The organism is Roseobacter sp. EG26, assembly GCF_049830555.1.
GTDB lineage: Bacteria > Pseudomonadota > Alphaproteobacteria > Rhodobacterales > Rhodobacteraceae > Roseobacter.
The window spans coordinates 1-24,921 of the sequence record NZ_JBNBLH010000008.1; the positions used below are offsets into that span (position 1 = coordinate 1).

Annotated in this window: 24 protein-coding genes; 5 read left to right on the forward strand and 19 right to left on the reverse strand. The window is 57.8% G+C overall.

Going from position 1 to position 24,921, the window contains the following annotated elements:
* Positions 1-494: 494 nt before the first annotated feature.
* Genes ACOTTU_RS17250 through ACOTTU_RS17260 form a run of 3 tightly spaced genes read left to right on the forward strand, consistent with a single transcriptional unit; the run spans position 495 to position 1,904 of the window.
* On the forward strand, positions 495-830 hold the full coding sequence (locus ACOTTU_RS17250) for an ArsR/SmtB family transcription factor (protein ID WP_425659870.1): 336 nt from the start codon (positions 495-497) through the stop codon (positions 828-830).
* Positions 827-1,324 (forward strand): SRPBCC family protein, encoded by a 498-nt coding sequence (locus ACOTTU_RS17255; RefSeq protein WP_425659872.1) that lies wholly within the window; start codon positions 827-829, stop codon positions 1,322-1,324. Before ACOTTU_RS17250 ends, ACOTTU_RS17255 begins: the two co-directional genes overlap by 4 nt.
* Positions 1,311-1,904, forward strand: a complete 594-nt coding sequence (locus ACOTTU_RS17260) for a dihydrofolate reductase family protein (RefSeq protein ID WP_425659873.1) — start codon at positions 1,311-1,313, stop codon at positions 1,902-1,904. Before ACOTTU_RS17255 ends, ACOTTU_RS17260 begins: the two co-directional genes overlap by 14 nt.
* Positions 1,905-2,007: 103 nt before the next feature.
* Here the strand turns inward: ACOTTU_RS17260 and ACOTTU_RS17265 are convergent, their stop codons facing one another.
* From ACOTTU_RS17265 to ACOTTU_RS17345, 17 genes are all read right to left on the reverse strand, one after another.
* Positions 2,008-2,325: a hypothetical protein gene (locus ACOTTU_RS17265; RefSeq protein ID WP_425659874.1), complete on the reverse strand. Its 318-nt coding sequence runs from the start codon at positions 2,323-2,325 to the stop codon at positions 2,008-2,010.
* A 294-nt stretch (positions 2,326-2,619) separates the two neighbouring features.
* Complete coding sequence (locus ACOTTU_RS17270; protein ID WP_425659875.1) at positions 2,620-4,032, reverse strand: exonuclease domain-containing protein; 1,413 nt, start codon at positions 4,030-4,032, stop codon at positions 2,620-2,622.
* Between the two features lies 1 nt (position 4,033).
* Positions 4,034-4,552: a hypothetical protein gene (locus ACOTTU_RS17275; protein WP_425659877.1), complete on the reverse strand. Its 519-nt coding sequence runs from the start codon at positions 4,550-4,552 to the stop codon at positions 4,034-4,036.
* A 4-nt stretch (positions 4,553-4,556) separates the two neighbouring features.
* Complete coding sequence (locus tag ACOTTU_RS17280) at positions 4,557-6,377, reverse strand: DUF294 nucleotidyltransferase-like domain-containing protein (RefSeq protein ID WP_425659878.1); 1,821 nt, start codon at positions 6,375-6,377, stop codon at positions 4,557-4,559.
* A 103-nt stretch (positions 6,378-6,480) separates the two neighbouring features.
* Positions 6,481-8,265, reverse strand: a complete 1,785-nt coding sequence (locus ACOTTU_RS17285; protein ID WP_425659880.1) for a sodium:solute symporter family protein — start codon at positions 8,263-8,265, stop codon at positions 6,481-6,483.
* A gap of 4 nt (positions 8,266-8,269) precedes the next feature.
* Positions 8,270-8,530 (reverse strand): DUF4212 domain-containing protein, encoded by a 261-nt coding sequence (locus tag ACOTTU_RS17290; RefSeq protein WP_298919055.1) that lies wholly within the window; start codon positions 8,528-8,530, stop codon positions 8,270-8,272.
* Positions 8,527-9,267, reverse strand: a complete 741-nt coding sequence (locus ACOTTU_RS17295; RefSeq protein ID WP_425659882.1) for an adenylate kinase — start codon at positions 9,265-9,267, stop codon at positions 8,527-8,529. The genes ACOTTU_RS17290 and ACOTTU_RS17295 overlap by 4 nt, the downstream gene beginning before the upstream one ends.
* 3 nt (positions 9,268-9,270) lie before the next feature.
* A complete protein-coding gene (gene acs, locus ACOTTU_RS17300) occupies positions 9,271-11,220 on the reverse strand; it encodes an acetate--CoA ligase (protein WP_425660097.1) in 1,950 nt (649 codons plus the stop codon).
* A gap of 564 nt (positions 11,221-11,784) precedes the next feature.
* Entirely contained in the window at positions 11,785-12,762 is a 978-nt protein-coding gene (locus ACOTTU_RS17305; RefSeq protein ID WP_425659884.1) for an ABC transporter ATP-binding protein, read from the reverse strand.
* Complete coding sequence (locus ACOTTU_RS17310) at positions 12,759-13,709, reverse strand: ABC transporter ATP-binding protein (protein WP_425659886.1); 951 nt, start codon at positions 13,707-13,709, stop codon at positions 12,759-12,761. The genes ACOTTU_RS17305 and ACOTTU_RS17310 overlap by 4 nt, the downstream gene beginning before the upstream one ends.
* A complete protein-coding gene (locus ACOTTU_RS17315) occupies positions 13,706-15,271 on the reverse strand; it encodes a gamma-glutamyltransferase (RefSeq protein WP_425659887.1) in 1,566 nt (521 codons plus the stop codon). The genes ACOTTU_RS17310 and ACOTTU_RS17315 overlap by 4 nt, the downstream gene beginning before the upstream one ends.
* Positions 15,264-16,130: a polysaccharide deacetylase family protein gene (locus tag ACOTTU_RS17320; protein ID WP_425659889.1), complete on the reverse strand. Its 867-nt coding sequence runs from the start codon at positions 16,128-16,130 to the stop codon at positions 15,264-15,266. Before ACOTTU_RS17320 ends, ACOTTU_RS17315 begins: the two co-directional genes overlap by 8 nt.
* Positions 16,127-16,885, reverse strand: coding sequence for an SDR family NAD(P)-dependent oxidoreductase (locus ACOTTU_RS17325; protein ID WP_425659891.1), 759 nt, complete (start codon positions 16,883-16,885; stop codon positions 16,127-16,129). Before ACOTTU_RS17325 ends, ACOTTU_RS17320 begins: the two co-directional genes overlap by 4 nt.
* Before the next feature lies 1 nt (position 16,886).
* The gene (locus ACOTTU_RS17330; RefSeq protein WP_425659892.1) at positions 16,887-17,738 is read right to left on the reverse strand and encodes an ABC transporter permease; all 852 of its coding nucleotides are present in this window, start codon (positions 17,736-17,738) and stop codon (positions 16,887-16,889) included.
* Positions 17,735-18,661: an ABC transporter permease gene (locus tag ACOTTU_RS17335; protein ID WP_298919031.1), complete on the reverse strand. Its 927-nt coding sequence runs from the start codon at positions 18,659-18,661 to the stop codon at positions 17,735-17,737. Before ACOTTU_RS17335 ends, ACOTTU_RS17330 begins: the two co-directional genes overlap by 4 nt.
* A complete protein-coding gene (locus ACOTTU_RS17340) occupies positions 18,661-20,151 on the reverse strand; it encodes an ABC transporter substrate-binding protein (RefSeq protein WP_425659895.1) in 1,491 nt (496 codons plus the stop codon). Before ACOTTU_RS17340 ends, ACOTTU_RS17335 begins: the two co-directional genes overlap by 1 nt.
* On the reverse strand, positions 20,148-20,918 hold the full coding sequence (locus tag ACOTTU_RS17345; RefSeq protein ID WP_425659897.1) for a hypothetical protein: 771 nt from the start codon (positions 20,916-20,918) through the stop codon (positions 20,148-20,150). The genes ACOTTU_RS17340 and ACOTTU_RS17345 overlap by 4 nt, the downstream gene beginning before the upstream one ends.
* Positions 20,919-21,539: 621 nt before the next feature.
* On the opposite strand from ACOTTU_RS17345, the gene ACOTTU_RS17350 reads away from it, so the two are divergent.
* On the forward strand, positions 21,540-22,115 hold the full coding sequence (locus ACOTTU_RS17350; RefSeq protein ID WP_425659899.1) for a J domain-containing protein: 576 nt from the start codon (positions 21,540-21,542) through the stop codon (positions 22,113-22,115).
* 218 nt (positions 22,116-22,333) lie between these two features.
* Complete coding sequence (locus tag ACOTTU_RS17355; protein ID WP_425659900.1) at positions 22,334-22,999, forward strand: L,D-transpeptidase; 666 nt, start codon at positions 22,334-22,336, stop codon at positions 22,997-22,999.
* A 16-nt stretch (positions 23,000-23,015) separates the two neighbouring features.
* Here the strand turns inward: ACOTTU_RS17355 and ACOTTU_RS17360 are convergent, their stop codons facing one another.
* The gene (locus ACOTTU_RS17360) at positions 23,016-23,276 is read right to left on the reverse strand and encodes a hypothetical protein (RefSeq protein ID WP_298919015.1); all 261 of its coding nucleotides are present in this window, start codon (positions 23,274-23,276) and stop codon (positions 23,016-23,018) included.
* A 339-nt stretch (positions 23,277-23,615) separates the two neighbouring features.
* Positions 23,616-24,920 carry a ferredoxin reductase family protein gene (locus ACOTTU_RS17365; protein ID WP_425659901.1) on the reverse strand — a complete coding sequence of 435 codons (1,305 nt, stop codon included), beginning with the start codon at positions 24,918-24,920 and terminating at the stop codon, positions 23,616-23,618.
* Position 24,921 lies beyond the last annotated feature (1 nt).

Below are 24,921 nucleotides of genomic sequence, written 5' to 3' on the forward strand. Positions count from 1 at the left end.
AAACGCAATAGGCGTCCGCACGCGGGCTACTGGACGTTAAAACAATCCCAAAACCCGAAAATCGACGAAATCTTAGAGCCAAACGCGCGCCCAGAAAAACTAAGATAGTTTCCACACAGCCTCAGCCCACAGCAGAAGTGCTAAATACTGCCGCTTGCGCTTGTAGCATGAAAACCTGCTGTGCAAGGGCCAAGAGGAGGATGACAAGGCCTGACTTGCGCATCCAAAGTTCAATGATGAAAGAAAAACGCGCGCAATCGGCGGTAAAACGAGACATGGAACAATCGCGGTTCTATGAGCCGCGCCCTGCAAAAAACTGGATTTATCCAGAAGGAGGACAAAGATCACTGACGATTTAGGCTGCGATAGCCTCGAATATTCAGGCGTCGGCGGTTCCCAGACGGACGCCAGCTGGGAGGAAACATTTGCCAAAGATCATGATCGCCCCTTAATAAACCACTTGTTTAATTAACCAGTTGGTATATTAAGGGTGTATGAATGAAGATGACCAGCTAGACGCGGCGTTTTCTGCTCTTGCGCATCCGGCCCGGCGAGCAATCTTGGCACGATTGGCGCAGGGAACGGCCAGCGTGAAAGCCTTGGCGCAGCCGTTTGAGATGTCCTTGCCGGCTGTGTCCAAACACATTCGGGTGCTGGAAAGCGCGGGTCTCATCACCCGCGAAAGGGACGCGCAGTTCCGGCTGTGCAGGCTGGAAACAAAACCGATCCAGAAGATCTCAAGTTGGACGGAACAGTATCGGCATATCTGGGACGCCCGCTTCGACATGATGGACACCCTGCTGACCGACATGAAGGAAAGTGACCAATGAACGATGAACATAAGTGGGTTCGGATCGAGCGCGAATTTGATGCGCCGATCGATCTCGTGTGGAAATTGTGGACCGATCCGGACTTATTCAAACAATGGTACGGCCCGAATGGTATGTCGGTCCCTACGGCCGAGATGGACGTGAAAATCGGCGGAACCCGCAAAGTCTGCATGGTGATGCAATCGCCCGAACGGGCGATGGAAATGTGGTTCACAGGCGTCTATAAGGAGGTGAGCGCACCCGACCGCCTCGTCTACACAGAGAGCCTTTGCGACGCGGATGGCAGCATCATACCCCCGCAGACAATGGGGATGCCGGACAGCTTTCCGGACATTACCGAGGTGATCGTTGATCTCAGCGAGTTCGATGGCAAAACCCGGATGGTCATGACCCATGTGGGCGTCGCTGAAGGCACCGCAGGCGCGGGTGGCTGGAACCAGGCTTTCGACAAGCTGGCTGCGTGCGCGCAGTCATTGGCCGATGCCCGGCACTGAGATGCGAGAGCTGGCGGTCCTGTCCTTTGTGACTCTGGACGGGGTCATGCAATCTCCAAGCATGCCCGAGGAAGATTCCTCGGGCGGCTTCGGCGAAGGCGGGTGGGCCACGCCCTATTGGGACATCGTGATGCCCCATGTCGCGCGTATAGCGATGTCTCAGCCCTATGACATCCTGTTCGGACGCAGGACCTACGATATTTTCGCAGACCACTGGCCAAACGCACCGAAATCCATTCAGAGCGACCGGCTGAATGCGGCGCGAAAATACGTGGTCACCTCGCAACCCGGGCCATTGAAGTGGGAGAATTCCTATGCGCTGACCGGCGATATTGCTGAGGCGGTGGAGGAACTGAAAGCCCAAAATGGACCGCTGCTGCAGGTCCATGGCAGCGCGAGGCTGATCCAGGCCCTACAGGCCAATGATCTGATCGATGAGTTTCGGGTTTGGACTTTTCCGGTGGTGGTCGGAGCGGGAAAACGGCTCTTTGAGAGCAGTGTCACCCCGCGCCATTATGTGCTGAAGAGGTCAGAAGCGCTGGAGAATGGTGTGACCCATCACATCCTCGGACGGGCGTGAGCGAAGCTTGCTCCGTTCCGCGAAAGATGTATCCCAAAGCCAGCGCGAACAGTCCGAGTTGTAGGCCCAGTTATACGGTCTCCATCAGAATACATGTCCCGGCCTACTGAGTTTCCGACAAGTTAAGGCTATAGAGCCGCTGCAGGAGGCCTTTGTCTATTTCGCAGAACTGCAAAGCGCCTTGATCTACAGATAAAATCGACACTCTCTCTTCAGGCAAATCTCCAAATAACCCACAAGCAACCTTAATCTGTCTGCGAAGACAGTGGGCGGGAGCTTGGTCTTTTTCGATTGTGATCAACGCCCCAATTAAGCTGCCGGGTGGATCAAGAGCCACAATGCCATTGCACAAGTCTTCACCATCCGCAAACTGCTGGCGCAGCTGATTGCCAAATTCTGGGCTTTCGGTCGATTTCCCCAAGTGGCCGACTCTTTGAAGAGTTTGGCAGCGGAGCCTGCCGAAAAAAATATCCTCTTAAGCTCCGCACAGTCTTTGTATCTGACTGAATGGTTTGCCCTGAAAAACCCGCAAAAGTTATCCCGAATGACTGCTTGATCCTGAGGGTCGGCCTGCATCCGTGATCGCGCGGACCGTCGGGGCGATCACCACCCCTTAAAGAGGCCAACACACTACAAACAGTACATTAAGCCGTGGTGATCAAAGGCACCATGAACGGGCGACTTCAGCCAGCGCTTCAAGCGGTAGGGCAATTATCTATTCGTTGAGATCATGCAGCAAACGACTGTGTCGCCGGGTCTCCTGGATGAGCTCGCCAAAGGTGAGAATTCCCTTTGCCTCCAGCAACGGAAGGAGCTTAATCAGAGCCTCGGCAGTTGCCTTCGCATCTCCTAAGGCCGTGTGACGCATCTGGGTTGGAATCGTGATCGCCAGGCGATCGCATAAGACATCCAGGGAATGTTCCTCGGTCGTCCCAAAAACGACAGCGGATAGAAGTACCGTATCGAGAACGGGGTGTGTCCACTCGACACCCATCTGCGCCTGTGATGCCCGAAGAAGGCCGATGTCAAAGGGGGCATTGTGGGCAACCAGAACGGCACCCTTTGCAAACTGATGAAAGCTGCGTCCGACCTCGCCAATATCGGGGGCATTTGCCACATCGGCATCGGTCACACGGTGGATTTCACTGGAGGCGGGCGGGATCGGCCGACCTGGATTCACATATGTGTCCAGCACTTCACCTTCCACAATCCTGCCATTCAGCACACGCACAGCGCCCAGCTGTACAATGGCGTCTTTTTCCACGGAAAGACCTGTCGTTTCTGTGTCAAAAGGCACGAAACAGAGTTCAGGGAGGGGAGTTTGCGTGATGTCTGTTATCTCAGACGCATTCATCAGATCAAAATCGAAGACCAGCGGGCGCTGTCCGATCCGACGGGCTTGATCTTCTTCCGCGTCGATGAGGATCATGTGACAGTCATTGCCAAGCGCCCTCAACTTGGCGTCAAAGCGCGCCTGTCGCTCTGTGTTGCGGAGGGCGAACGACACTTCGGGGATATCGCCGGACAAACGCGCCATTGCCTCTGACAACTCAGCGGTATCGAAGTAGTCGGAAAGGGGGGCTTTGAGGCGGGGCGGCGCTATTCGGGACAGAACGCTCGCGGCTTGCCCGTCGTATAGCACGATCTCTTGTGTGGGGTTCAGCAGGATCGTGGCAATCGGGATTTCTGTCAGAAGCGCCGTCAGTCGCTCGCTTTCGGCGCGCAGCCGCTGTGTCTCCTCTGCGATCTGCGCGGCGTGATCCAAAACAGATGTACTCATCATTTGGGTCAATGCGCTGGCTGCAGGGGCGAGATCGCCCAGGTACTGAGCAGCGTCAGGCTCGAGGGTCGCATCGACACCGGAATGCGCGCGCAAGCGCAGGCTGGTCGAGAGCATGTTTATGGGCTTGGCGACGTGCTCGTCGAACAGGAGCCAGATTGCGACCACAAGGCCGGTGTTCAAAAAAGCGAATAGGATGAATGCGGTGACGAAGGGGGTTGTTGATATGCTGCCTTCAGTGCGTGACCAGCCGTAAGTCAGCGTTGCAGCCGCCAGCGCTGTGCCTGCCACTGCGAGAAAGCAGAAGAACAGGAAAACGCGAAAGCGCAGGCCGAGGCGGGTGAACATGTCAGGTCTCGCACACCAGTTTCAGGATCGGGTCGCCGTTAGGCATGCTTTGCCAATCGGCATCAGCCACGGTGCCATCCTCGGCAAAATCGGCCCCGTCAATCAACAGCGCAGAACGCGCGCCAGCGCAGTCAAACAGCATTGGGGCTTGATTGACCGGAGACCAGCGACCGAAGAAATAAAGATCGGCGAGCCGCTGATTGGGCAAGTTTGCGTTCTTGCGCGCGGTCGCGGTATCCACGGCGACAAAGCGTTTGGTATAGGGCCAGATCTTAGTCCAAGGACGTAACCAGCCTTGTTCATCAACCTTCATGGCGATGATCACGCCGTCCGGGATGCGATCCGCGGTGCGGTCGAACCAGGTGTACTCGTTCGAAATCGTCATTCCGATCATGCCAAGCCCGGCGGCAACCGGCATGATCCATTTTGGCAGGCGCCGACCCGCGAGGATGTTCAGCACCATGATAATCCCGGCGCAGGCGATCCCGGCAAAGACGGTGGCAATGAGTTCTACAAACATGTCTCTATCCTAACGCGCCTTTTCCTGATCCCACAGCAGATTGCATTGTTTTGACCACGACGAAGGCGTCCCTCAGATGGCTCCGCTCAAAGTCGGATAGCGATGATGGATCAAGGTGATTGCCCGGTTTCTCGCCTGCCTTGATCTGGCTTGCCTGATGTTCCAGTCGTGTGGTGGCAATGAGGTCGTAGGCGTCCAAAAGATCTGCCCCACCGGATCGCGACAGAAAACCTGCCATTATTGCTGCCTCTATCCGCGCACGGGTGTTTGCAGGGTGCAGCTGACCCTGCAGGGTGTAGATGCGCCCGAGGTCCACGACAGGCACAACACCGTTGTGCTTGAGGTCAAGGTGGTTGCGATGCTCGCCTGAACGGATCGTCGCCAGGCCACGCAACAATCCCAGAGGCGGTTGGTGTTTGAGCGCATTCGCGATCATATGTGCGGTGAAAATGGAATTCGCCGACGCGGCCTTCAGCGTGTCTTCGTGCAATTTGGCCCACAGGCTTTCGTCGCCCCCGATCGGGCGCAAGTCGAACATGACTGAGGCCAGCATCTGCGCTTCGGGGTTAGGTTTTTTGATCCAGCCTTCGAAATAGCCGCGCCAGACTTTGAGCGGTTGACGCCACCGTGGGTTACTCGCCATCATCTCGCCCGGGCAATGGAAATATCCGCAGGCGTCCAGCCCATCGCATACGTATTTTGCCAGTGCTTCGAAGTAGGGTAAATCGGCATCTGTCACTGCGTCGGACAGGATCAGGCAATTGTCCTGATCTGAGACGCCTGCCTGTTCCTGCCGTCCCTGTGATCCGCAAGCCAGCCAGAGATACGGCACCGGTGCGCTGCCAAGCTGCGCTTCGGCCAGTGTCAGCAATCGGCGCGTGGCGGTGTCAGCAATATCTGTGATCAGTCTGGTGATCACCTCGTGCCGGTTTCCCGTATCAACCAGTTGCACCAGAAGCTGAGGGATTTCTGCCGTTGCGCGGGCCATGGTGCCCGCATCTTTCGACCTGGCCACACGCCTCACCAGGTCGGCGGAGGACATCGCTTGCGCGCGCGTAAGGTCGGTCTGTGTGACGATGCCGAGAATGTCGGTGCCCTCGACAACGGGAATATGCCCGATGCCGCGTTCCACCATCAGGTGCAGCACGTCCGTCACAAGCGCCTTGGGGCCAAGGGTCAGGCATTCTGTGGTCATCACCTCAGAGACCGGCCCGCTGATATCAGCTCCCCGGGCGACCACCCGGCCTGTCATATCGCGGACAGTCACGATACCTTTGAACCCTTCGACGTCGGTGATGCAGATGGATGAGATCTGCGCTTCGTGCATCATGGCCGCTGCATCGCGGATGGTGGTGTCGGGCGTGCATGTCACCGGATCGTGGGTCATCAACTGACCGACCGATAGCGTGGTCAGATCCTTTTTTTGGCGACCCGCCGGGCGGCGGCGGTCGAAGAATTTTGAGACGGCGGGTTGTTTTTCTATGAGCGCAAAGAGGGTTGCTGCGGGCATCAGGATCAAGGTTGCCTGTGCCGTGACAGTGGCCGTGCGGCTGGCAAGTTCACCACGCAGGAGCGCGCGTTCCCCAAAGGAATTCCGAGGCCCCAGGATGGAGAGTTGAACGTCCACCTCATCGGTGATCTCAATTTCACCCTCGTTGATGATGATAAGATCGGTCACCTTGTCGCCGAGCGCAAAAACCGTCTCACCCACCGCGTAGCTCTTTGCCTCGCATAGGTCAGCAAGCGCTTCAAGATCGGCTGATGACAGCGTGTCGTAAGGGTGCACCGAGGCAAGGAATTGGATCAAAGGGGGCGGAAGGGGCATGAGGCGGGCCTTCTAATTGGGATGTCCTGCCCGCTTTGGTCGCGGGCAGGACAGGCTTGATAGATTGGACCTGCCGCACTGAAAGCGGCAGTATCCGGTTGGATCAATGGCCGTCGACAGCAACACCGGACCCACGGGGGATACGGACGCTTTCGACAAGATCCTTGATCTCCTGCGGGGTTTCCTTGGTCATGCCAGAGACCACGTAGGCCACCGCGAAGTTGACCGCAGCACCAATGGCGCCGAAGGAGGTCGACTTGATCGGGCCCAGCAGCGGGTCGGCATCCGTGAACGTGTTGGTGTCCGGGATGAAGAACCAGCCTTTGTGCAGGAAGATGTAGAGCAGCGTGACCACCAGACCGGCGAGCATGCCGGCAACTGCGCCCACGTTGTTGATGCGGGTCGAGAAGATACCCATCATCAGTGCCGGGAAGATTGAGGCTGCCGCAAGACCGAAGGCCAGCGCCACGGTTTGCGCCGCAAATCCTGGCGGATTGAGGCCCAGCAAGACTGCCACCACAATCGCCGCCGCCATGGAAACGCGCGCGGCTAATAGTTCCGACTTCTCCGACATGTTCGGCGTGAGTTGGCCCTTGAGCAGGTCATGGCTGACTGCCGAAGAGATGGCCAGTAGGAGACCTGCCGCTGTGGACAGTGCCGCCGCAAGGCCACCTGCCGCCACCAGTCCGATCACCCAGCCCGGAAGGCTTGCAATCTCTGGATTGGCGAGCACAAGAATATCGCGGTTGAAGTTGGTCAGCTCATTACCTTCCCAACCGTTCTCTGCGGCCTTGGCTTGCAGATCGGCGTTCTTGTCGTTGTAGTACTGGATCATGCCGTCGCCGTTCTTGTCTTCCCATCCGAGGAGGCCAGTCTTCTGCCACGTCGCCATCCACGCATACTCAGGATCGCTCTCAATCTGCTCAACGCTGACCGCTGCCGCATCTGTTCCATTTGGCCACATCAGCTCGGAGATGTTGAGCCGCGCCATTGCGCCAACCGCAGGGGCCGTCAGATATAGCAACGCGATGAAGACCAGCGTCCAGCCGGCAGACCAACGAGCATCAGATACACGTGGCACCGTAAAGAAGCGCATGATCACATGGGGCAACCCCGCGGTGCCGATCATCAGCGACAGGGTAAAGAGCACCATATTAATGGTCGATCCATGCGCCGCCGTGTATTCGGCAAAACCCAGATCGGTCACGATCTGATTCAGTTTGACCAGAAGCGGCTCGCCGCTTTCGGTGGTCCCAAACAGACCAAGCGCGGGGATGGGATTACCGGTCAGTTGTAGCGAGATGAACACGGCCGGGATCGTATAGGCGGTGATCAGCACGCAGTATTGCGCCACCTGCGTGTAGGTCACGCCCTTCATGCCGCCGAAAACGGCATAGGCAAAAACCACACAGGACCCGATCAGCAGGCCCCAGAAGGCGTCGATTTCAAGAAAGCGCCCGAAGGCGATGCCCACACCCTGCATCTGACCGATCACGTAGGTAATTGAGGCCACAAGCAGGCAGATCACAGCTACCATGCGCGCGGTTTTGGAATAGAAACGGTCACCGATAAACTCGGAGACAGTGAACTTGCCGAACTTGCGCAGGTAGGGTGCCAGCAACAGCGCCAGCAGAACATAGCCACCGGTCCAGCCCATCAGGAAGGAGGAATTGTCATAGCCCGTAAAGGCAATAAGTCCCGCCATGGAGATGAAAGAGGCCGCAGACATCCAGTCCGCCGCAGTGGCCATCCCGTTGGTGACCGGGTGCACGCCCCGACCGGCGGCGTAGAATTCCGATGTAGAACCCGCACGGGCCCAGATCGCGATGCCGATGTAGAGCGCAAAGGACGCGCCCACAAACAGCAGGTTGAGTGTAAACTGATCCATGATCTTATTCCTCGTCCACGCCATGTTCCTGATCGAGCTTGTTCATGCGCCAGGCATAAAAGAAGATCAGAAGCAGAAAGATGATGATCGACCCCTGCTGGGCGAACCAGAAGCCAAGGTCAGTGCCACCGACGGCGATGCCTGACAGTAGAGGGCGCAGGATGATCCCGAACCCGAATGAGACCAGTGCCCAGATACCAAGGCTGATCAGGATGAGACGCACATTGGCTTGCCAATATGCGCTGGGGTCTCTGTCTGCACTCATTGTGCTTCCTCCATTTGAGTTGTTCGCAAGTTCTTGTTCGCCTGCCTTGCGCCGCGAACCTCTGTCACGATAGGGCGAAGAATCTGGTGCAAAGCGTCTGTGATCGCGTCGATCTCACCCATGGCGTCTATCGTCCAAAGGCACTTTTCACCTTTGTAGAATGTGATCAGTGGCGCGGTTTCCGCGTGGTAGGCCACCAGTCTGCGGCGCACCGTGTCGGCATTGTCATCTGCGCGTCTGCGGAAACGTTGGCACCCGCATTTTTGGCAGGTTCCCTCGACCGTGGGGCGTTTGAAGGTCTCATGATAGCCTTCGCCACAGCCATCGCAGGTGTAGCGGCCGGAAATACGCGTGACCATCGCGTCGTCTTCGACCTCAAGGCTGATCGCGGCATGAACACGCGTGCCAAGGGATCCCAAGAGCTCTGAAAGGGCCTCGGCCTGAGCTATCGTGCGCGGGAAGCCATCAAGGATGATGCCTGCCGCACAATCGGGGTCACGCAGCCGCTCCTTCAGGATGTTGACGACGATCTCATCGGATACCAGCTCGCCCGCATCCATCACGGCTTTGGCACGTTTGCCGGCCTTGGTTCCGCCCGCAACTGCTGCACGCAGTAGGTCGCCGGTCGAAAGCTGGACCAGACCAAAACGATCTTCCAGAATCTTGGCTTGCGTTCCTTTGCCAGCACCCGGAGGGCCAAGCAGGATCAGAACCGGTACTTTGCTATAGTCAGGCATGGCTCAACCCCTGTTCATTCTGTTTTGAATGAGATCATCGACAACTGATGGATCGGCGAGCGTTGAGGTGTCGCCCAGAGAGCCATAATCGTCCTCGGCAATCTTGCGCAGGATACGGCGCATGATCTTGCCGGAGCGCGTCTTTGGCAGGCCGGGTGCCCATTGAATGAGGTCAGGTTTGGCAATCGGGCCGATTTCCGTACGCACCCAGGTCTCCAGCTCCTTGCGAAGGGCCTCCGAAGGTTCCTCTCCGATCATAAGGGTCACATAGGCATAGATGCCCTGTCCCTTGACGTCATGGGGATAGCCAACCACCGCGCTCTCTGCGACCGATGCATGCGCAACCAGGGCACTTTCAACCTCCGCCGTGCCCATCCGGTGACCGGAAACGTTGATGACGTCATCAACGCGTCCGGTGATCCAGTAATCGCCGTCTTCATCACGACGACAACCGTCACCAGAGAAGTAGTAGCCCTTGTAGTCACCGAAGTAGGTCTTCTCGAAGCGTTCATGATCGCCCCATACGGTGCGCATCTGACCGGGCCAGCTGTCCTTGATGCACAGCACGCCTTCTACGCCGTTACCCTCGACAACCTCCCCGCTGGTTGGCTCCAGAACCACCGGTTGCACGCCAAAGAAAGGAATTTGCGCCGCCCCGGGTTTCAGGGCCGTCGCGCCGGGCAGCGGCGTCAACATGTGTCCGCCGGTCTCGGTTTGCCAGAAGGTATCGACGATGGGACATTTGCCCTTTCCGACAACCTCATTATACCAGTTCCAGGCCTCAGGGTTGATCGGCTCACCGACCGAGCCCAGCAGGCGCAGATCGGACAGATCGTGCTTTTCAACCCACTCCTTGCCCGCGCCCATCAGTGCCCGGATCGCGGTGGGCGCAGTGTAGAACTGGTTCACTTTGTGCTTGGCGCAAACTTCCCAGAAACGGCCCGCGTCGGGATAGGTTGGCACACCTTCGAACATGATCGTGGTGGCCCCATTGGCGAGCGGACCATAGACGATATAGCTGTGGCCGGTGACCCAACCCACATCCGCAGTGCACCAGAAGACATCGCCGTCGTGGTAGTCAAAAGTGAGTTCATGGGTCATCGCGGCATAGACCAGATATCCACCGGAGCTGTGTACAACGCCCTTGGGCTGGCCCGTTGAACCAGAGGTATAGAGGATGAAAAGCGGGTCTTCGGCGTTCATTTCCTCGACCGGACATGTCGCAGAGGTCACTGCCATCATGGCGTTGCAATCATAGTCACGTTCGGTCCAGGTGGTCTGGCCACCAGTACGTTTGACAACCAGACATTTCACACCTTCCTTGGTGTGCAGAAGTGCCTTGTCGGTATTGGCTTTCAGCGCGGTTTCCCGTCCACCCCTGGGGGCGAAATCGGCAGTGATCACCACCTTGGCATCACAGCCATTAATCCGCGCGGCCAAGGCGTCCGGCGAGAAACCGGCAAAAACAATGGAATGAATGGCGCCGATCCGCGCGCAGGCCAACATGGCATAGGCCGCCTCCGGGATCATGGGCAGATAAATGACAACGCGGTCGCCTTTTTCAACGCCCAGAGACCGTAGGACATTCGCCATCTTGCAGACGGATGTGTGCAGCTCGCGATACGTTATGTACTGCGCTGCGTCTTTCGCCGGATTGTCCGGTTCCCAAATGATGGCGGTCTGGTCGCCGCGTGTTTCCAGATGACGGTCAATGCAATTGGCTGAAACATTGAGCGTACCATCTTCGAACCAGCGGATTTTTATATTGCCGGGCTCAAATGACGTGTTTTTGACTTTGTGGAATGGTTTGATCCAGTCGATGCGCTTGCCATGTTCAGCCCAGAATGCTTCCGGATCGTTCACCGACGCGTCATACATCCGCTCATAATCACGTGCAGAGACATGCGGTTCTGGGTGGGGCTCTGGCGTTACTGACGGTGTCGTGGGGGTGATCAGGTCCTCAATTGGCACGGGTATCCTCCTTGTGCTGCGTGACCCCAAAACCCAAAAAAGTGAGCGGGCCCGCGCTTTCGTAGGAAAATACACAGTCTTGTGACTTTATTAATAAGCCTATGAGTTTTCGAATATTTCTTGTAAAAAGCGGCGCCAAAATTCTCAAAAATATGTAAATTCATTTACCAATGGCGGTTTTGTCAATGATTTCCGCTATGTAAATTTTCAGCTTATGCGGGTGGCAGCGCTAACGGCATGCATTTGTATACATGACCTCTTGTGATCGGTGCGTCAGATGCCTGCGACAATTTGTCAAAACTCGCCCACGCGCCTGTAGAAACACCGAATCACGCCTCTGAAAAGCGGTTGATCTGCCTCCCGTGCAGCATTGGTTTTGGGTCTCACAAAGGTGCCAGGTATTCGGGATGACACAAGGCGAAGAAAGCTTTTGGTTTGCCGGTTCAGGAAGCGGTATTGCCCTCATGACGGTGCACAGTGGTTTTCGAGGCCTCAAATCAAGCGCGCTGTATCCAAACCCGACCGCTAGTTCGTATACCCTCGCCCTCAGTTCGAGTTTGTCACACGCACATGGCAGCGCGCTTTGTGGCTCGGATTGACCGCCAACAGCTTAGGGCGTTCTTGAGAACACCGGTCTTCCGCCAAGGGGCAGCGCGTCACAAACGGGCAGCCAGCGGGCGGTTTGAGAGGAGAGGGTAGATCTCCCTCCAGAACAATACGATCACGGCGATCACGCATATGCGGATCAGGCAGCGGAATGGCAGACAGGAGCGCTTCGGTATAAGGATGTATTGGGGTGGCAAAGAGCTCCAGCGCAGGGCCTTCCTCTACAACGACACCAAGGTACATCACCGCAACACGATCCGCGATATGCCGCACGACGCTGAGATCATGTGCGATGAAAAGATAACTCAAACCCAATTCTCTCTGTAACAGCATCAGCAGGTTCAGAATTTGACTTTGGATCGACACATCGAGCGCGCTGACGGGCTCGTCGCAGATAACAAGCTTGGGGTTCAGGGCCAGCGCCCGGGCGATCACCACCCGCTGACGTTGTCCGCCTGATAGCGCGCCGGGACGGCGGTCGCGTTGGTCGGGGTTGAGACCAACCAGTGACATCAGCTCATTCACGCGCGCTGTGATCTTTGCCGCTGCCCATTTGTGAATGATCATTGGTTCGGCAATGGATTGCGCGATGGTTCGGCGAGGGTTGAGCGCACTTACCGGATCCTGAAATACGACCTGCATTTCGCGCCAGGCCTTTTGTCTTGCCTTGGCATCGAGCCCGGCGAGATCTTGCCCCTCGAAGAGAATCCGCCCCGCCGTCACCGGTGCCAGACCAAGCACGGCATTGCCGGTAGTGGACTTGCCGCAACCGGACTCGCCTACAACCGCAAGTGTTTCGTTTTCTGCCACGCTCAGTGACACCCCATCAACCGCGCGCACCAGTGCCGGGGTGCCGCCGAAGCGTCCTGTACGGACAGGAAAATGCACATGCAGGTCCTCGATCCGCAGCAAGGTCATACCGGTGCCTCTACCGGATGAAAACATGCGACGCGGTGCTTCTGGCCCTGGAGTGGGGGGCGTGCGTGACAAGCGTCCCCCGCGCGGTCGCATCGGTTGCGAAAGCGGCATCCTGCGGGCCACTCCAGCGGGCTTGGTACATTGCCGCGAATGGCAAAGAGGTCTTGCTTGGGTGGGTCTTCAAGCCGGGGGATCGTGCGCAACAGCATTTGTGTGTAAGGGTGCGCTGGTGCATCGAACAGCCGTGCCACTTCTCCCTGCTCAACCACCCGGCCCCCGTACATCACACAGACCCGGTCGGCCAGTTCTGCGACGACCCCCATGTCATGAGTGATCAACAATATCGCGGTTCCCTCTTCGGCCGCCAGTTTCCCCATCAGCGCAAGAATCTGGGCCTGGATCGTGACGTCAAGTGCGGTCGTGGGTTCATCTGCAATGAGCAAGCGTGGGCGCGATATGAGCGCTGCCGCAATCATGACCCGCTGACACATTCCCCCTGAAAGCTCGGTTGGCAGTTGCCGGGCGCGCCGTTCCGGCTCCGGAATACCGACGCGCTGTAGCATATCCACGGCCTCCTTGGCGGCCTCGCGCCGCGCGCGACCGTGCACGATCAGGCTTTCGGCAACCTGTTCGCCGACCGGCAACAACGGATTGAGGGAGGTGACAGGCTCCTGAAAAATCATCGCCAGATCAGCGCCGCGCAGGTGCTGTAACGCGCTGCTGGAAAGCTCGGTCAGATCGCGGCCATCAAACAGGATCTGGCCACGGCTGCAGGACAGGCCCTCGGCCAGCAGCCCCATGATTGAGAGCGCCGTAAGCGATTTGCCGGACCCGCTTTCGCCGACGAGTGCGACTACTTCGCCGGCGTTCACATCGAGCGTCACGCCGTCCACAAGCGACAGCGGGCCGGCGTCGACCGCCAGATCATGGATTGCGAGCAAGCTCATGAAGCGGCCACTGCCGCCGTCCAGGGAGATGTGGGGTGGACGGCCCCTTCGTTCGGCGCGCCATCTGCACCCCGTCTCACCAGCGAGGGTATGGCGAATTGCACCGGGTACAAGGAGTCTTCGGTGATCTGAACCGGGTGATAGGCAGAAATCGCGGTTGCTGTATCGGTGGGTGCGCGCCGGTTGATCAAGACGGTGGGTGTGCTGGCGTCGATCCGGGGCAGATGCAACGCTTCTTCGGGTGAAACACCCCGGTCAATGAGTTGCGACAGAATTTGCAGGATTGCGGGAAAAATCTGACGCCCACCTGCGGCGCCGATGGCGATTTCGGGACGGCCGTCCCGGGTGGTGATCACCGGTGCCATATTGGCCAGCGGGGTTGCTCCGGGAGCAATGGAATTTGGTTGGCCGGGTCGGGGATCGAACCACATCATGCCGTTATTCATGGTCAAGTCGAGTGATGGCGCAACAACTTTGGATCCGAAACGTGACAACAGCGTGTTGGTCAGCGCAACCATGTTGCCCTCGGCATCCAACACAGAGACATGGCTGGTGCAATCGCCGTGCTTGCCTGCATGGCCCATTTGTGTGAGCCGATCCTCGTAGGCGCTGCGAATGGCATTGGCGTGATGTGTCGCAAGATCGGCGTCGCCAATCCCGGAAAGCGCATGGGGGGAAAGCGTGGCGAATGCTGAAAGCAACGTCGGTCCCCCGGACAGGCCCGGCATCGTATGTATTATCCGGTCCCGGTAGGGCAGGGTGGCTGGGGTGGTCCACACCGGGGCATATCGTGCAAGATCCACAGCTGTAAGTTTGGCCCCGACGGCGGAGAGGTCTGACAACAGCGTGGCGGCGGTCTCTCCCTTGTAGAAATCCTCCGCACCCGCCTCAGCCAATCGGCGCAGCATGGCGGCCTTGCCCGGCATCGGCAGCAGACTTGCGGTTGGATCGTGGGGGTCCTGACATCTTCGGGATGCATTCAGAAAGAGGTTCCGGGCGGCGTCATTTCGGGACAGCCCCGGTGTGTCAATGGCAAATGCCAGCTCGGCAAACCAGTCAACCCGCATGCCCCTTTCCGCATATTCAATCGCCGGGGCCAGCGCCAGTTGCCAGCTCAGTGTGCCATGTCTTGCCAATGCCTCGGCAAGACCCGCAACCGCACCCGGCACGCAGATCGACAGTGGTCCTATGAGGTTGCGGTCATCTTTAACCGAAGGCCAGTTGAACCAGTCGCCGCCGTCTCCGCCTGCGAGCGGATAGTCCTCGCCCGAAATCCCGCCGGGTGCGCGAAGGTTGAAGTCGAGGGCGTCGATCTGACCTTGAGCGGTCGCGTGCAGCAGAAATCCTCCGCCCCCAAGGCCGGAAAGCCAAGGTTCTGCTACGGATAGAACAAGCGTCGTGACGACCGCGGCATCCATCGCGTTCCCACCCGCGGCAAGCACGTCGGCACCAGCTCTTGCGGCCTCGAAATGTTGCGCCGCGACAATGCCACCGTGACTTTTGACACCGGGTTTTCTGAGCGCCCATGCCTGGCCGGATGTATCCGCGCCTTGCCTATCCATGACCTGTCCTTTCATTGATGGGAACGATCGGTCGGGCGTGATATTCAAATCCGGTAACACTCTGATGGTGTGCTGCGATCTCACCGCATGTTGCCGTCCAGATGCTCTCGGCCTGGCAGAGAGGCACCAGCAGGTCTTCAAGCATGTCCACCCGGGCCGCGCGCCCTGAAATCCAGTCGTGCACAGTCAACATGAAAAGCCCGCCGTCCCGCACCTGCGCGGCGGCTTCACGGGTCCATCTCGCACCAACTTCTGTCTCTGAGTGCGGTGGGTTATCGCCGGGACCGAGGAACTTGAAGAAGATGGCATCATCGTTTTCCCAGCGGACGGGCACCTCGGTTACGCCGTCGAGCCGATAGGGGTGATCATGACCCATCAGGCTCGAATCCCACAGCGCGAAGCGGCGCAGCTCTGCCAGCATATGGGGCGTCATTTCCCAGGCGGGCGAGCGGAAGCCAGCCGGGCGCGCGCCAATCTGCGCTTCGAAGAGCGCGATCGAAGCTTCCAGGCTTTCGGTAAACTGCGCGTCTGTCGTCTCCGACACAAGCTCGTGATAATAACCGTGCAGCGCGACCTCATGGCCACGCTCCACAAGGCCGGGCAGCAAGCCGGGGTGCTCTTCGGCAACGACGCCCGGCACAAAAAATGTGGCGCGCAGGTCCAGCCGACCCAGCATCTCAATCAGACGCGGGAGACCTCTGCGCCGGCCATATTGACGATGCTCCAAGGCAGCGATGCCTCTGGGCAATCCAGTCCGGTGCTGCCAGAGCCAAGGCGCTGTGGCATCGACATCGACCGTGAAACAGGCTCCGGCGCGATGACCGTCAGGCCAGGGGTATGGGGCGGGTTTCCAGTTCATAGCGCGCTCTTTTTTGGCTGATAGACGTCCATCGAGCCTGCAGAATTGCCACCGTCCACTGCCAGGGAGGTGCCGGTGATATTCTTGGCGGCGGAGGACGCGAGAAAGAGAGCGGCCTGCCCGATGTCTTCCGGTGCGGTTTCAGTCCCCAGCGGAATTGCGGCCATCACCCGGTCAATGTGTTCCTGGCTCAGTGCCGAAACCGAAGAGCCCGCAGCGAATCCCGGCTCAAGGCAATTCACCCGGATGCCATATTCCGCCAACTCCAGTGCAAAGCCCTTGGTCATGCGGTCCAGCGCGGATTTTGACATGCAGTAGGTCACGGCAGTTCGCCGCATCTTGCGCGCCGCCCCGGAAGAAATGTTAATGAATGCACCTCCCTGTCCGGCACGGATCATCTGATGCGCAAAACCGCGCATCAGCACGAACGGTGCTCGCAGGTTCAGCGCCATGATCTGGTCCCAGTCCGATACGTCCATGTCAAGCAGGAAGGAAGAAGGGTAGATGGCCGCGTTATTGACGACCACGTCCGGCGCCCCCCAGCGGGTTGCCACAGCATTCAGCAACGCATCATTACCCACGTCGGTCATCAAATCTGCGGCAACGGCAAAGCCTGAGAGGCCTTGGGTTGAAAGGTCGGTGGAACAGACCTCGGCCCCCGCTTGCACGAAATGCTCTGCCAGTGCGCGGCCCATGATACCAGCGGCCCCGGTAATCACTACCTTGCGCCCTTGAAATTCTGTTCCAAAATCCACCTTATCGACCCTCCCCAATACGATCACTCAACCGGTCGCCTATCAGATTGGCGCTTAGCACCAGCAGAAACAGCCCGAGCCCCGGAAAGGTCGCGATCCACCATGCGGTCGCCAGATAGTTGCGCCCTGTCGATAGCATTGCGCCCCAACTGGCGGTGGGGGGTTGTACGCCGAGCCCCAGAAAGGACAATCCGGCCTCAAAAAGCACCATCAGCCCGAATTCAAGGGTAGCGACGACCAGCAGCGGGCCGACTATGTTGGGCAGAATGTGCAAGGCCAGAACCCGCGATGGCGTGGCCCCCATGGCGCGGGCCAGACGTACGAAGGGGCGCTCTGCCACTGCGAGGGTCTGACCGTAGGCTACGCGCGCATATCGCGGCCAGCGGGTCAGGGCGAGCACGAGGATTACGTTGATAAATCCAGGGCCCAGGACTGCGACGGTGATGATGGCGAGCAGAATGGCCGGGATCGACAGGAAGATATCCACAAGGCGCATGAGCACCATTTCGGTCCATCCGCGCAGATAGCCAGCAGCCATTCCGACAGCAATGCCGACGATCCCCGAAAGCAAAACCGAGAGCACGGCGACTGAGATTGAAACCCTTGCACCGTGGATCACACGGCTGAGAATATCACGGCCAAGCTCGTCGGTGCCGAGCAGAAATGTTGCGCCGCTCCGGCCTTCGTAGCCCGGTGGTTTCAGGCGACCCAGCAGATCCTGACGATCCGGATCAAGGGGGGCAAGCCAGGGCGCAAAGATGGCCACAAGCACCAGTAGCCCCAGCAAGAAAGCGGGCCACCAGACCAGCAAGGGGCGAAGACTGGGCCGCAAGATATCAACCCGGGCCGTCACGTCGATCCGCTCAGCTTAACGCGCGGATCAACGATGGAATAGAGGATGTCGGCAGCCAGATTGGCGCCGATCGTGACGAATGCACCCAGAAGCACCACCGCCTGCACCACGATGAAGTCACGCGCGGCGATGGATTGCACCGTGAGCTGACCAAGGCCGGGCCAGGCAAAGACCGTCTCAACGATCACGGCACCTGCCAGCAATTGCGACACTTCAAGTGCGGTGATCGAGATGACGGGAATCATAGCGTTTCGGATCAGATGTTTGCGGACCAGCCTGCCGGTTCCGACGCCTCGCGCGCGCGCTGAGCGGACATAGTCTTTGCCAAGTTCATCCACAATGGAGGCTCGTGCGATCCGGGCGAAGGTTGCCAGAGACAAAAGTCCAAGCGCGATGGAAGGCATGATGAGATGCGCGAAGGTGCCGGTGCCGGATGAAGGCAGCCATCGCAAGTGCACGCCAAAGATGAGGATCAGCATGATGCCCGACCAGAAGGTGGGCAGAGACTGACACGCCAGAACCAGCCCCATAATCCAGCGCGAGATTGCCCGCCCCCGCGTGAGGGCCATCACCAACCCAAGGGGCAGACCAACCGCCAGGGCCACGACCAGCGCACCGCCGGCCAGTTGCAGCGTTTGGGGTATCCGGCTGAGCAGAATGTCCCAAACGGGCGCGTTCTGGATAAATGAGCTGCCAAGGTCAAAGCGCGCCATGTCGGCCAGAAAGCCAAAGTACTGCACCCAGATCGGGCGGTCGAGCCCAAGGGCGGCGCGCATGAGGTCGATATCTGCCTGCGTGGCGGTCTCGGGCAAGAGCAATGCAATCGGATCGCCGGTGAGACGCTGGATGAAAAAGACCAGCGTCACCACCCCGAAAGCTGCGATCAGCGCCTGCCCGCCGCGTTGCAGAGCGAACCGTAGCATTACTCGGCAATACTCATGCGGTTGAGGAACATGCTTTCATTCGCCGTTGGTTCGAACTGCAATTCAGCCGCTGCGCCATAAAGTACAGCAGCCTGATACATCGGCAATAGATAGTAGTTTTCCCGCACGATTTCAGAGACTTCATTGTAAGCTGCCTGCCGTACCTCCGGGTCGAGGGAAACCCGCGCTTTTTCGAGCAAGGCATCGAGTTCTGGCACATTCACCCGGCTCCACAGGCTGTCGGAATGCAGCGTCGGATATGAGATTCCGTCCGCGTCCTGACAGGCACAGGACCAACGACCAAAACTGAGCTCACTGTTGTCGGCCGGATCAGAGCGAACGATGTTCAGGTAGGTGGGCATATCCGTCATCGAGATCGAGATGTTGAAACCCGCGTCATTCAGCATCTGCTGAACTGCCTGGACGATCCTTTGGTCAAAGACCGGGGCGGTTGCCAAGGTGGCGGGTGTTTGTGCCAAATCAGGGTTCTCACCGGTGATTTTTCGGGCAGTTTCTGGATCATAGTCGAAAAGTGGCAGATCAGGGTTGTACCCAAAGTGGGCAGGGCTGGCCATCTGTGCCATCGGCACTTCTCCGGCCTGCAACAGGCCCTCGGTGATGCCGAGACGGTCAATGGCGAGGCTCGCCGCCTTACGCATGTTGACGTCGTTGAAGGGCGGTTTGTCGAGGTTCAGACCGACATATCCTACCCGCTCGGTTGGCGCAGAAAGCGCTTTGACTTCCGGATTGCCCTCCAATTGTGCCGCAGCATCCGCATCAATGCTTACGACCAGGTCCGCCGTGCCCGCTTGCAGATCGGCCAGGCGGGTGGCAGCGTCAGGTACGGCGCGGAAGATTGCGTGTTCAAAAACCCCACTGTCGCCCCAGTAGGTGTCATGGCGCGCCAAGGTGACCGAAATACCCCGGTTCCATTCCTCGAACTTGTAGGGCCCTGACCCCAGTGGTGCGGCGTTGAAGGCCTCTTTGCCCAAGGCTTCGACCACGTGTTCCGGTACAATAGAGAGCTTCACAAGTTGCGCCATGAGCGCAGGGTAGGGGCCGTTGGTCGTGAGTTTGACCTTGTTTCCGTCCAGAACCTCGGCGCCGATGATTTGGTTAAATTGCCCGAGCTGCGGCGAGGCAAAATCCGGGTTGGTGATGCGTTTGACCGAATAGACCACGTCCGAAGGCTCGAGCGCTTCTCCGTCGTGAAAGCTCACACCCTCACGAATTGTCAGGACAAGCTCGGTTTCGCTGATCTGATCCCAGGCGGTGGCAATCTGCGGAACGATTTCGCCGCTATTGTTGCGCGTCACCAGATTGTCGAAAACGTTGCGATACACGTAGTAGCTGTCCGGGTTCCATTGTACGTGCGGATCGAGCGAAGATGGCTCACCGGCCAGATCAATGGTGATATCCCGGGAATAGGCGGGCAGGGCAAAGATCGCCATCGCGACGCCCGCCAGCAGGCCCTTGAATGTGGAAGTCATGAGTTTCTCCTGTTGCTGGCAGCGTTTTGTCGGGTCCGCGCAATCACGCCGCTGCCGGGCGTGAGAGGGGCGTCGCTCTTGAGGAGCTGACGCATGAAAAAGGCTTCCTGGGCATCTATCAGGGATAACCGGGCGGCGATTACGCCATCGGCGTCTTGTGAGAGGACTGCGCTGATCAGATCGTTGATGTCGTCGCGCAGAAAAATATGGCTTTCGGTCTCGTCTTCCAGATACCGAGTGATCCGCGCGGTATGGTGCCAGAGCTTGCGCAAGTGCCGCGCCGTGAAAGGGTTGATCGCACCCAGCAGCAACCCGTCCACACGGTCGACATAGTGACGGAACGAAGCGACGGCGGCCGCTTCACTCCGCGGGCGCAGCGCTCTGATCACCTCGCCAATATGTTCCAATTCGGTGCAAAGTTCCGCATCCGGTCGCGCCTTCGACAGGAGCGGTTCGGCAATGCGCCGCGCTTCGAGGACCTGCCCGATCAATGCGCCGGTCACGGGCAGAACAAGCCATCCGGTGCGTGGCTGCGGTGACGCCCAATTGTCATAGCCCAGTCTTGTCAGCCCTGCGCGTGCCGCCGCGCGGGTGAGGCCAAAATGTTCCATAACATCCGCTTCGGTGACAATTTCGCCCGGGCGAATCTCGCACCATATGACGGCATCAAGCAGCCGATCCTCGGCAAAACGAGACTTTGCTTCGGGCGCTGGAACTATGCCGCCCTGCTGGGGAGATCGTATGAGCGGAGAGCTGGGATCATACATGAAATTTTATCCTTAACATATGGATATGTTCATACAGCACTTCTGACATGTCAAATACCATCATTAAAATGTTCACGATTGGAATGTCGACGGTGAACACTCAATTCGGATACGTGAGCGAACCCATTGTTTCATTGTGATTTTTGGCAGGACGCGCATGAGTATTGCGGACGGTCGTGTTCGCTAGTCCGATGGGCTACCTCATACTCTTGTAGGTCGAATCGCCGGATCGACGGGAAATTTTGGCTATCTCTCAGCGCGGTACGATCAGGCTCTGACGAGGTTTGAGGCAACAATCCCGGCCTCGGTATTTTGCCGGGAACATCTTGAAAACCAGCTCCAGCAAAGCCGTGGTGTCGATATTTCGAACCTTCTGCGCAGCGCTGAACCACGCGTCTGGCACCGCTTGTAGCCATCTGTGATCTTTTGCGTCGGCTGGGAAAGCGGGCGGTAGACTAGCCTGCAAAGGGGCTATTTTTCCACATTCCTCTGGCCGAAGAGCGTTAACCATCCCCTAACAAGAAAGTAGCGATCCGATATTCTCCCATTTATAAATAATTGTATTAAAACGTGTGTTTCCGCTCTTTGGCGTGAAGGCGTTGGGCAACCGGATGTTTGATCATGAATGAACTCTTGAATGCTTTCGAAATTCTGGGTGTCGCACCCGGAAGTGACGATGAGACAATTCGAAGGGCGTGGCGCGCACTCGTCAGAACATACCATCCGGATATGGCAAAAGCGGATCCGAAGGGGGCGAACCGACGCCTTGCGGAAATAAACGCAGCTTGGGATCTGGTCAGTGCGCGAACGGATGCTGACGTTCGCCGGCTGAAATTGATGATGGCTCAGAGACGTCTGGCCGAAGAGCGCCGTCAAAGGGAATTGGAATTGCGCCGCCAACAAGCACAAGCGGCTTATCAAGCTGCACAAGAAGAGCGTTTGCGCGAAGAAGCGCAATGCAAGACAGCCGTATCGGGATCGGAAACGCAATCCAGTGCCAGTTCGGTCTTTGAAACTGCTTCTAGCGAAACAAATAGTAAGAGTGCTGTGAACCTGCCGATGCAGCATGGCGAGACCACTGACACCGATGCGCGCGCGCGTTCACAGCTGACAGCCATGGCGCGCCGGATGTTCGAAGCCGCGCGGACGATCTGTTCCGCTGAGATCCACGAGGAGGCGCGTCCCGTCTTCATGTGAAACCTCATCGAGTTTGAGGGCCTTAGATTGCGTGGTAAAGCCGCGAAATCTCTAGCTTCAGGCCACGGTTTCGCAGTCGAGCCAGACTTGTCTTTCTGAATTCCATTCGATGCACAAAACCGTGAGCGCAGTTGCCCCCTGACAACACCGGGATAAAGTATATCGAAACCATATCGGCGGTAGAAAGAAACTGACGAATCCGTGGGAAGCGATTGCAAATGTTGACAAGACGGCACTTTATTCAAACGTCAGTAGCCATGTTCTCGGCACCTGTTGCCATGACGGCCTTACCCCGTTCAGGCGCCGCGCAAAGCCAGTGGTCCGCTTGGGACGCGCGCGTGACGCCTGCGGGTTATGATCCTGCAACGACCAATCCATGGGGGCTCCATTCTCGGTTCCTGCCGGTACGGGTTGAAGCGAATTCAGGTCTGCGCCCTGGAGACATTCATGTGGATGCAGTTGCCCGTTATCTTTACCATATCGAAGAAAGTGGCACGGCCATGCGTTATGGCGTGGCCATAGCCCGCGGCAATCTCTATGAGCCGGGAACTTATGATATCAGACGCAAAGCACGATGGCCGAAATGGACGCCCACCGCAGATATGATCCGGCGAGATCCTGGCCTTTATTCCGAATTTGCAGACGGAGTTCCGGGGGGGCCGGCCAATCCACTAGGGTCGCGCGCGCTGTATCTCTTTGTGGGGAATCGTGACACTTACCTGCGTATTCATGGCACCCCTTATCCGCGGTCGATTGGTGGCCGTGCAAGTTCTGGATGTGTGAGGATGGTAATGCCGCATATCAATGACCTCTACGAGGAGGTTTCAACCGGTGCGACAGCTTATCTCTACCCTGCGGAGAGCTATTTGACGGCGGCCAGCTAGAGAGGCTTATTCCGCGTCAGATCTGCGGGCGTGTACAAATGGGCCGACCCTCCTTGTTGCGCAGAGGCAACAGCGTGGTCTCAACCGGCCCTTTGTGACGGTACCAGTAACATCCGTCTTCTTCCCGGATTTTCACCGCGCTCAGATCCTGGTTTGGGGCTGCGATGGCCACGACGCCTTCAGGCAGGTTACCAATGAACCCTTGCGCTGAGGTCCCGCCGGATGGCGAACAGGCTGCAAGACTCAGCATAACGACAGTCAAAAACCCAGATCGCATAGCACTTTCTCCTCAGACCGGACCACACCTCGTGGTTCTCGCGGGCAGCCTACCCGCAAACTACTTAAAGCAGGGTTTCGCCTCTGACAATTCGGCGCAAATCTTGCGCCTTGCAGCGATTGCAGAGAAACGCCTGAAAGAACGATGCTGAACCAGATACCCGCAACGCGTCATAGCCGCAGAGGGAGAGTTATCAAAAGCAACCGCCCAGCGAGATACGAACAGCATTCCTGCGAACGAGGGATCATGATTTTTCCGGGCGTTTGGATAGGTCGCCACTCCAAAGGAAGCTTTTTCTCTAAACCGCAAAAATATGGAGGTGACTGGCCGTGCTCGCGGTCAACCATGTAGTGATACCTGTTTTTCCCGTAACACTCGAAGTGCCAGTCGTCGCAGGCCCACGCCGGTGCGAAATTCGAATTCTTCGAAGTGAAAGCGGCGCGCGGTGACGCCGTATCGCAGCAAGCCTGTTTGAAGCGACCGCCGCAACGCAACCGGGCCGCAGAAAGAGACCTTCATCTGCGAAAGGTCAGTTCCGACCATGTTCGCGATCAGGTCTGCTGACAGGCGCTTGCCCTCATATGAAAAGATCACGTGCAGAGTAAGGTTTGGTTTTTCATCCGCGAGCGCCTGAACTTCTGTCAGATGCGGAGCATCTTGTGGGGAGCGGACGCAATAAATGAGGTGGACCGGATCGGAATGCGTATCCAGCGCGTCGCACCAGGCGAGAAAGGGTGTTATTCCGATGCCGCCAGCGATCCAGATTTCCGGGCCCCTGTTTGAAAGTCTGAAACGCCCAAATGGCCCCTGGACGTGAACCTCTTGCCCGACATCGAGTTCATTGTGCAAATTGGATGTGAAGTCACCCAGCGCTTTCACGGTCACCCGCAGTGTGCCGTCTCCGCTGATTTTGGAGAAGCTGAAAGGATGGGGCTCGCTCTGGCCGGAACCTGTGAAACGCAAAATACCGAATTGCCCAGGATCAGGCACGATCCCCTTGCCATCAGGCTTTAGGGAAATCGCGAGTGCACCGCCGGTTCTTTCAAGATTTAGGATTTTGTAGCTGTGTGACGGGCGCATCCGTTCGGGCAACATCATCCAGATGTAGGCCATGATGCCGACAAGGCAGAATGCGCTCGTGTAGAGACCAGCCGGATCGCTCATCTGGAAAGGCTTCATGATGAAGAAAAAGTGGAAAGTTCCCGCGATAAACAACGCACCCATTGCTTTGTGGGTCCACTTCCACAGATGATAGGGGATGAAGGTCGCAACAGAAATCACAACCAGTATCAGCAGGCCGTAGAGGCTGATTTCGCCAAGGGTCTCAGCCAGCTCGTTTAGGGCTGTTTCCCGACCCAACCCGCGCATTTCAGCGTCGATGGTGTCATGCAGGAGGATGGCCGTCATCGCGACAATGCCAGCCCATTTGTGCAGGACATAGATGCGATCCAGGCCGCCAAAAACAAGCTCAATACCTGGCAACCGTGTCGACAGGATTTGCCCCCATGCCATCAGTACGAGCGCTGCCAGGCCCAGATATTGGGAGAAGAGCGCGACCTGATCTGTCACGTCCGGGAGTGTGATGAGCTGATAGGCGGGGAAAAGGGCTGTCACAACGATCAAGAAAAGTCCCAAAGGGTTCATA

Excerpts from the sequence above, each read along its gene's own strand:
- ACOTTU_RS17250 (WP_425659870.1), top strand. The coding sequence starts at position 495 with ATGAATGAAGATGACCAGCTAGACGCGGCGTTTTCTGCTCTTGCGCAT.
- ACOTTU_RS17255 (WP_425659872.1), top strand. The coding sequence starts at position 827 with ATGAACGATGAACATAAGTGGGTTCGGATCGAGCGCGAATTTGATGCG.
- ACOTTU_RS17260 (WP_425659873.1), top strand. The coding sequence starts at position 1,311 with ATGCCCGGCACTGAGATGCGAGAGCTGGCGGTCCTGTCCTTTGTGACT.
- ACOTTU_RS17270 (WP_425659875.1), bottom strand. The coding sequence starts at position 4,032 with ATGTTCACCCGCCTCGGCCTGCGCTTTCGCGTTTTCCTGTTCTTCTGC.
- ACOTTU_RS17275 (WP_425659877.1), bottom strand. The coding sequence starts at position 4,552 with ATGTTTGTAGAACTCATTGCCACCGTCTTTGCCGGGATCGCCTGCGCC.
- ACOTTU_RS17280 (WP_425659878.1), bottom strand. The coding sequence starts at position 6,377 with ATGCCCCTTCCGCCCCCTTTGATCCAATTCCTTGCCTCGGTGCACCCT.
- ACOTTU_RS17285 (WP_425659880.1), bottom strand. The coding sequence starts at position 8,265 with ATGGATCAGTTTACACTCAACCTGCTGTTTGTGGGCGCGTCCTTTGCG.
- ACOTTU_RS17290 (WP_298919055.1), bottom strand. The coding sequence starts at position 8,530 with ATGAGTGCAGACAGAGACCCCAGCGCATATTGGCAAGCCAATGTGCGT.
- ACOTTU_RS17295 (WP_425659882.1), bottom strand. The coding sequence starts at position 9,267 with ATGCCTGACTATAGCAAAGTACCGGTTCTGATCCTGCTTGGCCCTCCG.
- ACOTTU_RS17305 (WP_425659884.1), bottom strand. The coding sequence starts at position 12,762 with ATGACCTTGCTGCGGATCGAGGACCTGCATGTGCATTTTCCTGTCCGT.
- ACOTTU_RS17310 (WP_425659886.1), bottom strand. The coding sequence starts at position 13,709 with ATGAGCTTGCTCGCAATCCATGATCTGGCGGTCGACGCCGGCCCGCTG.
- ACOTTU_RS17315 (WP_425659887.1), bottom strand. The coding sequence starts at position 15,271 with ATGGATAGGCAAGGCGCGGATACATCCGGCCAGGCATGGGCGCTCAGA.
- ACOTTU_RS17320 (WP_425659889.1), bottom strand. The coding sequence starts at position 16,130 with ATGAACTGGAAACCCGCCCCATACCCCTGGCCTGACGGTCATCGCGCC.
- ACOTTU_RS17335 (WP_298919031.1), bottom strand. The coding sequence starts at position 18,661 with ATGCTACGGTTCGCTCTGCAACGCGGCGGGCAGGCGCTGATCGCAGCT.
- ACOTTU_RS17340 (WP_425659895.1), bottom strand. The coding sequence starts at position 20,151 with ATGACTTCCACATTCAAGGGCCTGCTGGCGGGCGTCGCGATGGCGATC.
- ACOTTU_RS17345 (WP_425659897.1), bottom strand. The coding sequence starts at position 20,918 with ATGTATGATCCCAGCTCTCCGCTCATACGATCTCCCCAGCAGGGCGGC.
- ACOTTU_RS17350 (WP_425659899.1), top strand. The coding sequence starts at position 21,540 with ATGAATGAACTCTTGAATGCTTTCGAAATTCTGGGTGTCGCACCCGGA.
- ACOTTU_RS17355 (WP_425659900.1), top strand. The coding sequence starts at position 22,334 with ATGTTGACAAGACGGCACTTTATTCAAACGTCAGTAGCCATGTTCTCG.
- ACOTTU_RS17360 (WP_298919015.1), bottom strand. The coding sequence starts at position 23,276 with ATGCGATCTGGGTTTTTGACTGTCGTTATGCTGAGTCTTGCAGCCTGT.
- ACOTTU_RS17365 (WP_425659901.1), bottom strand. The coding sequence starts at position 24,920 with ATGAACCCTTTGGGACTTTTCTTGATCGTTGTGACAGCCCTTTTCCCC.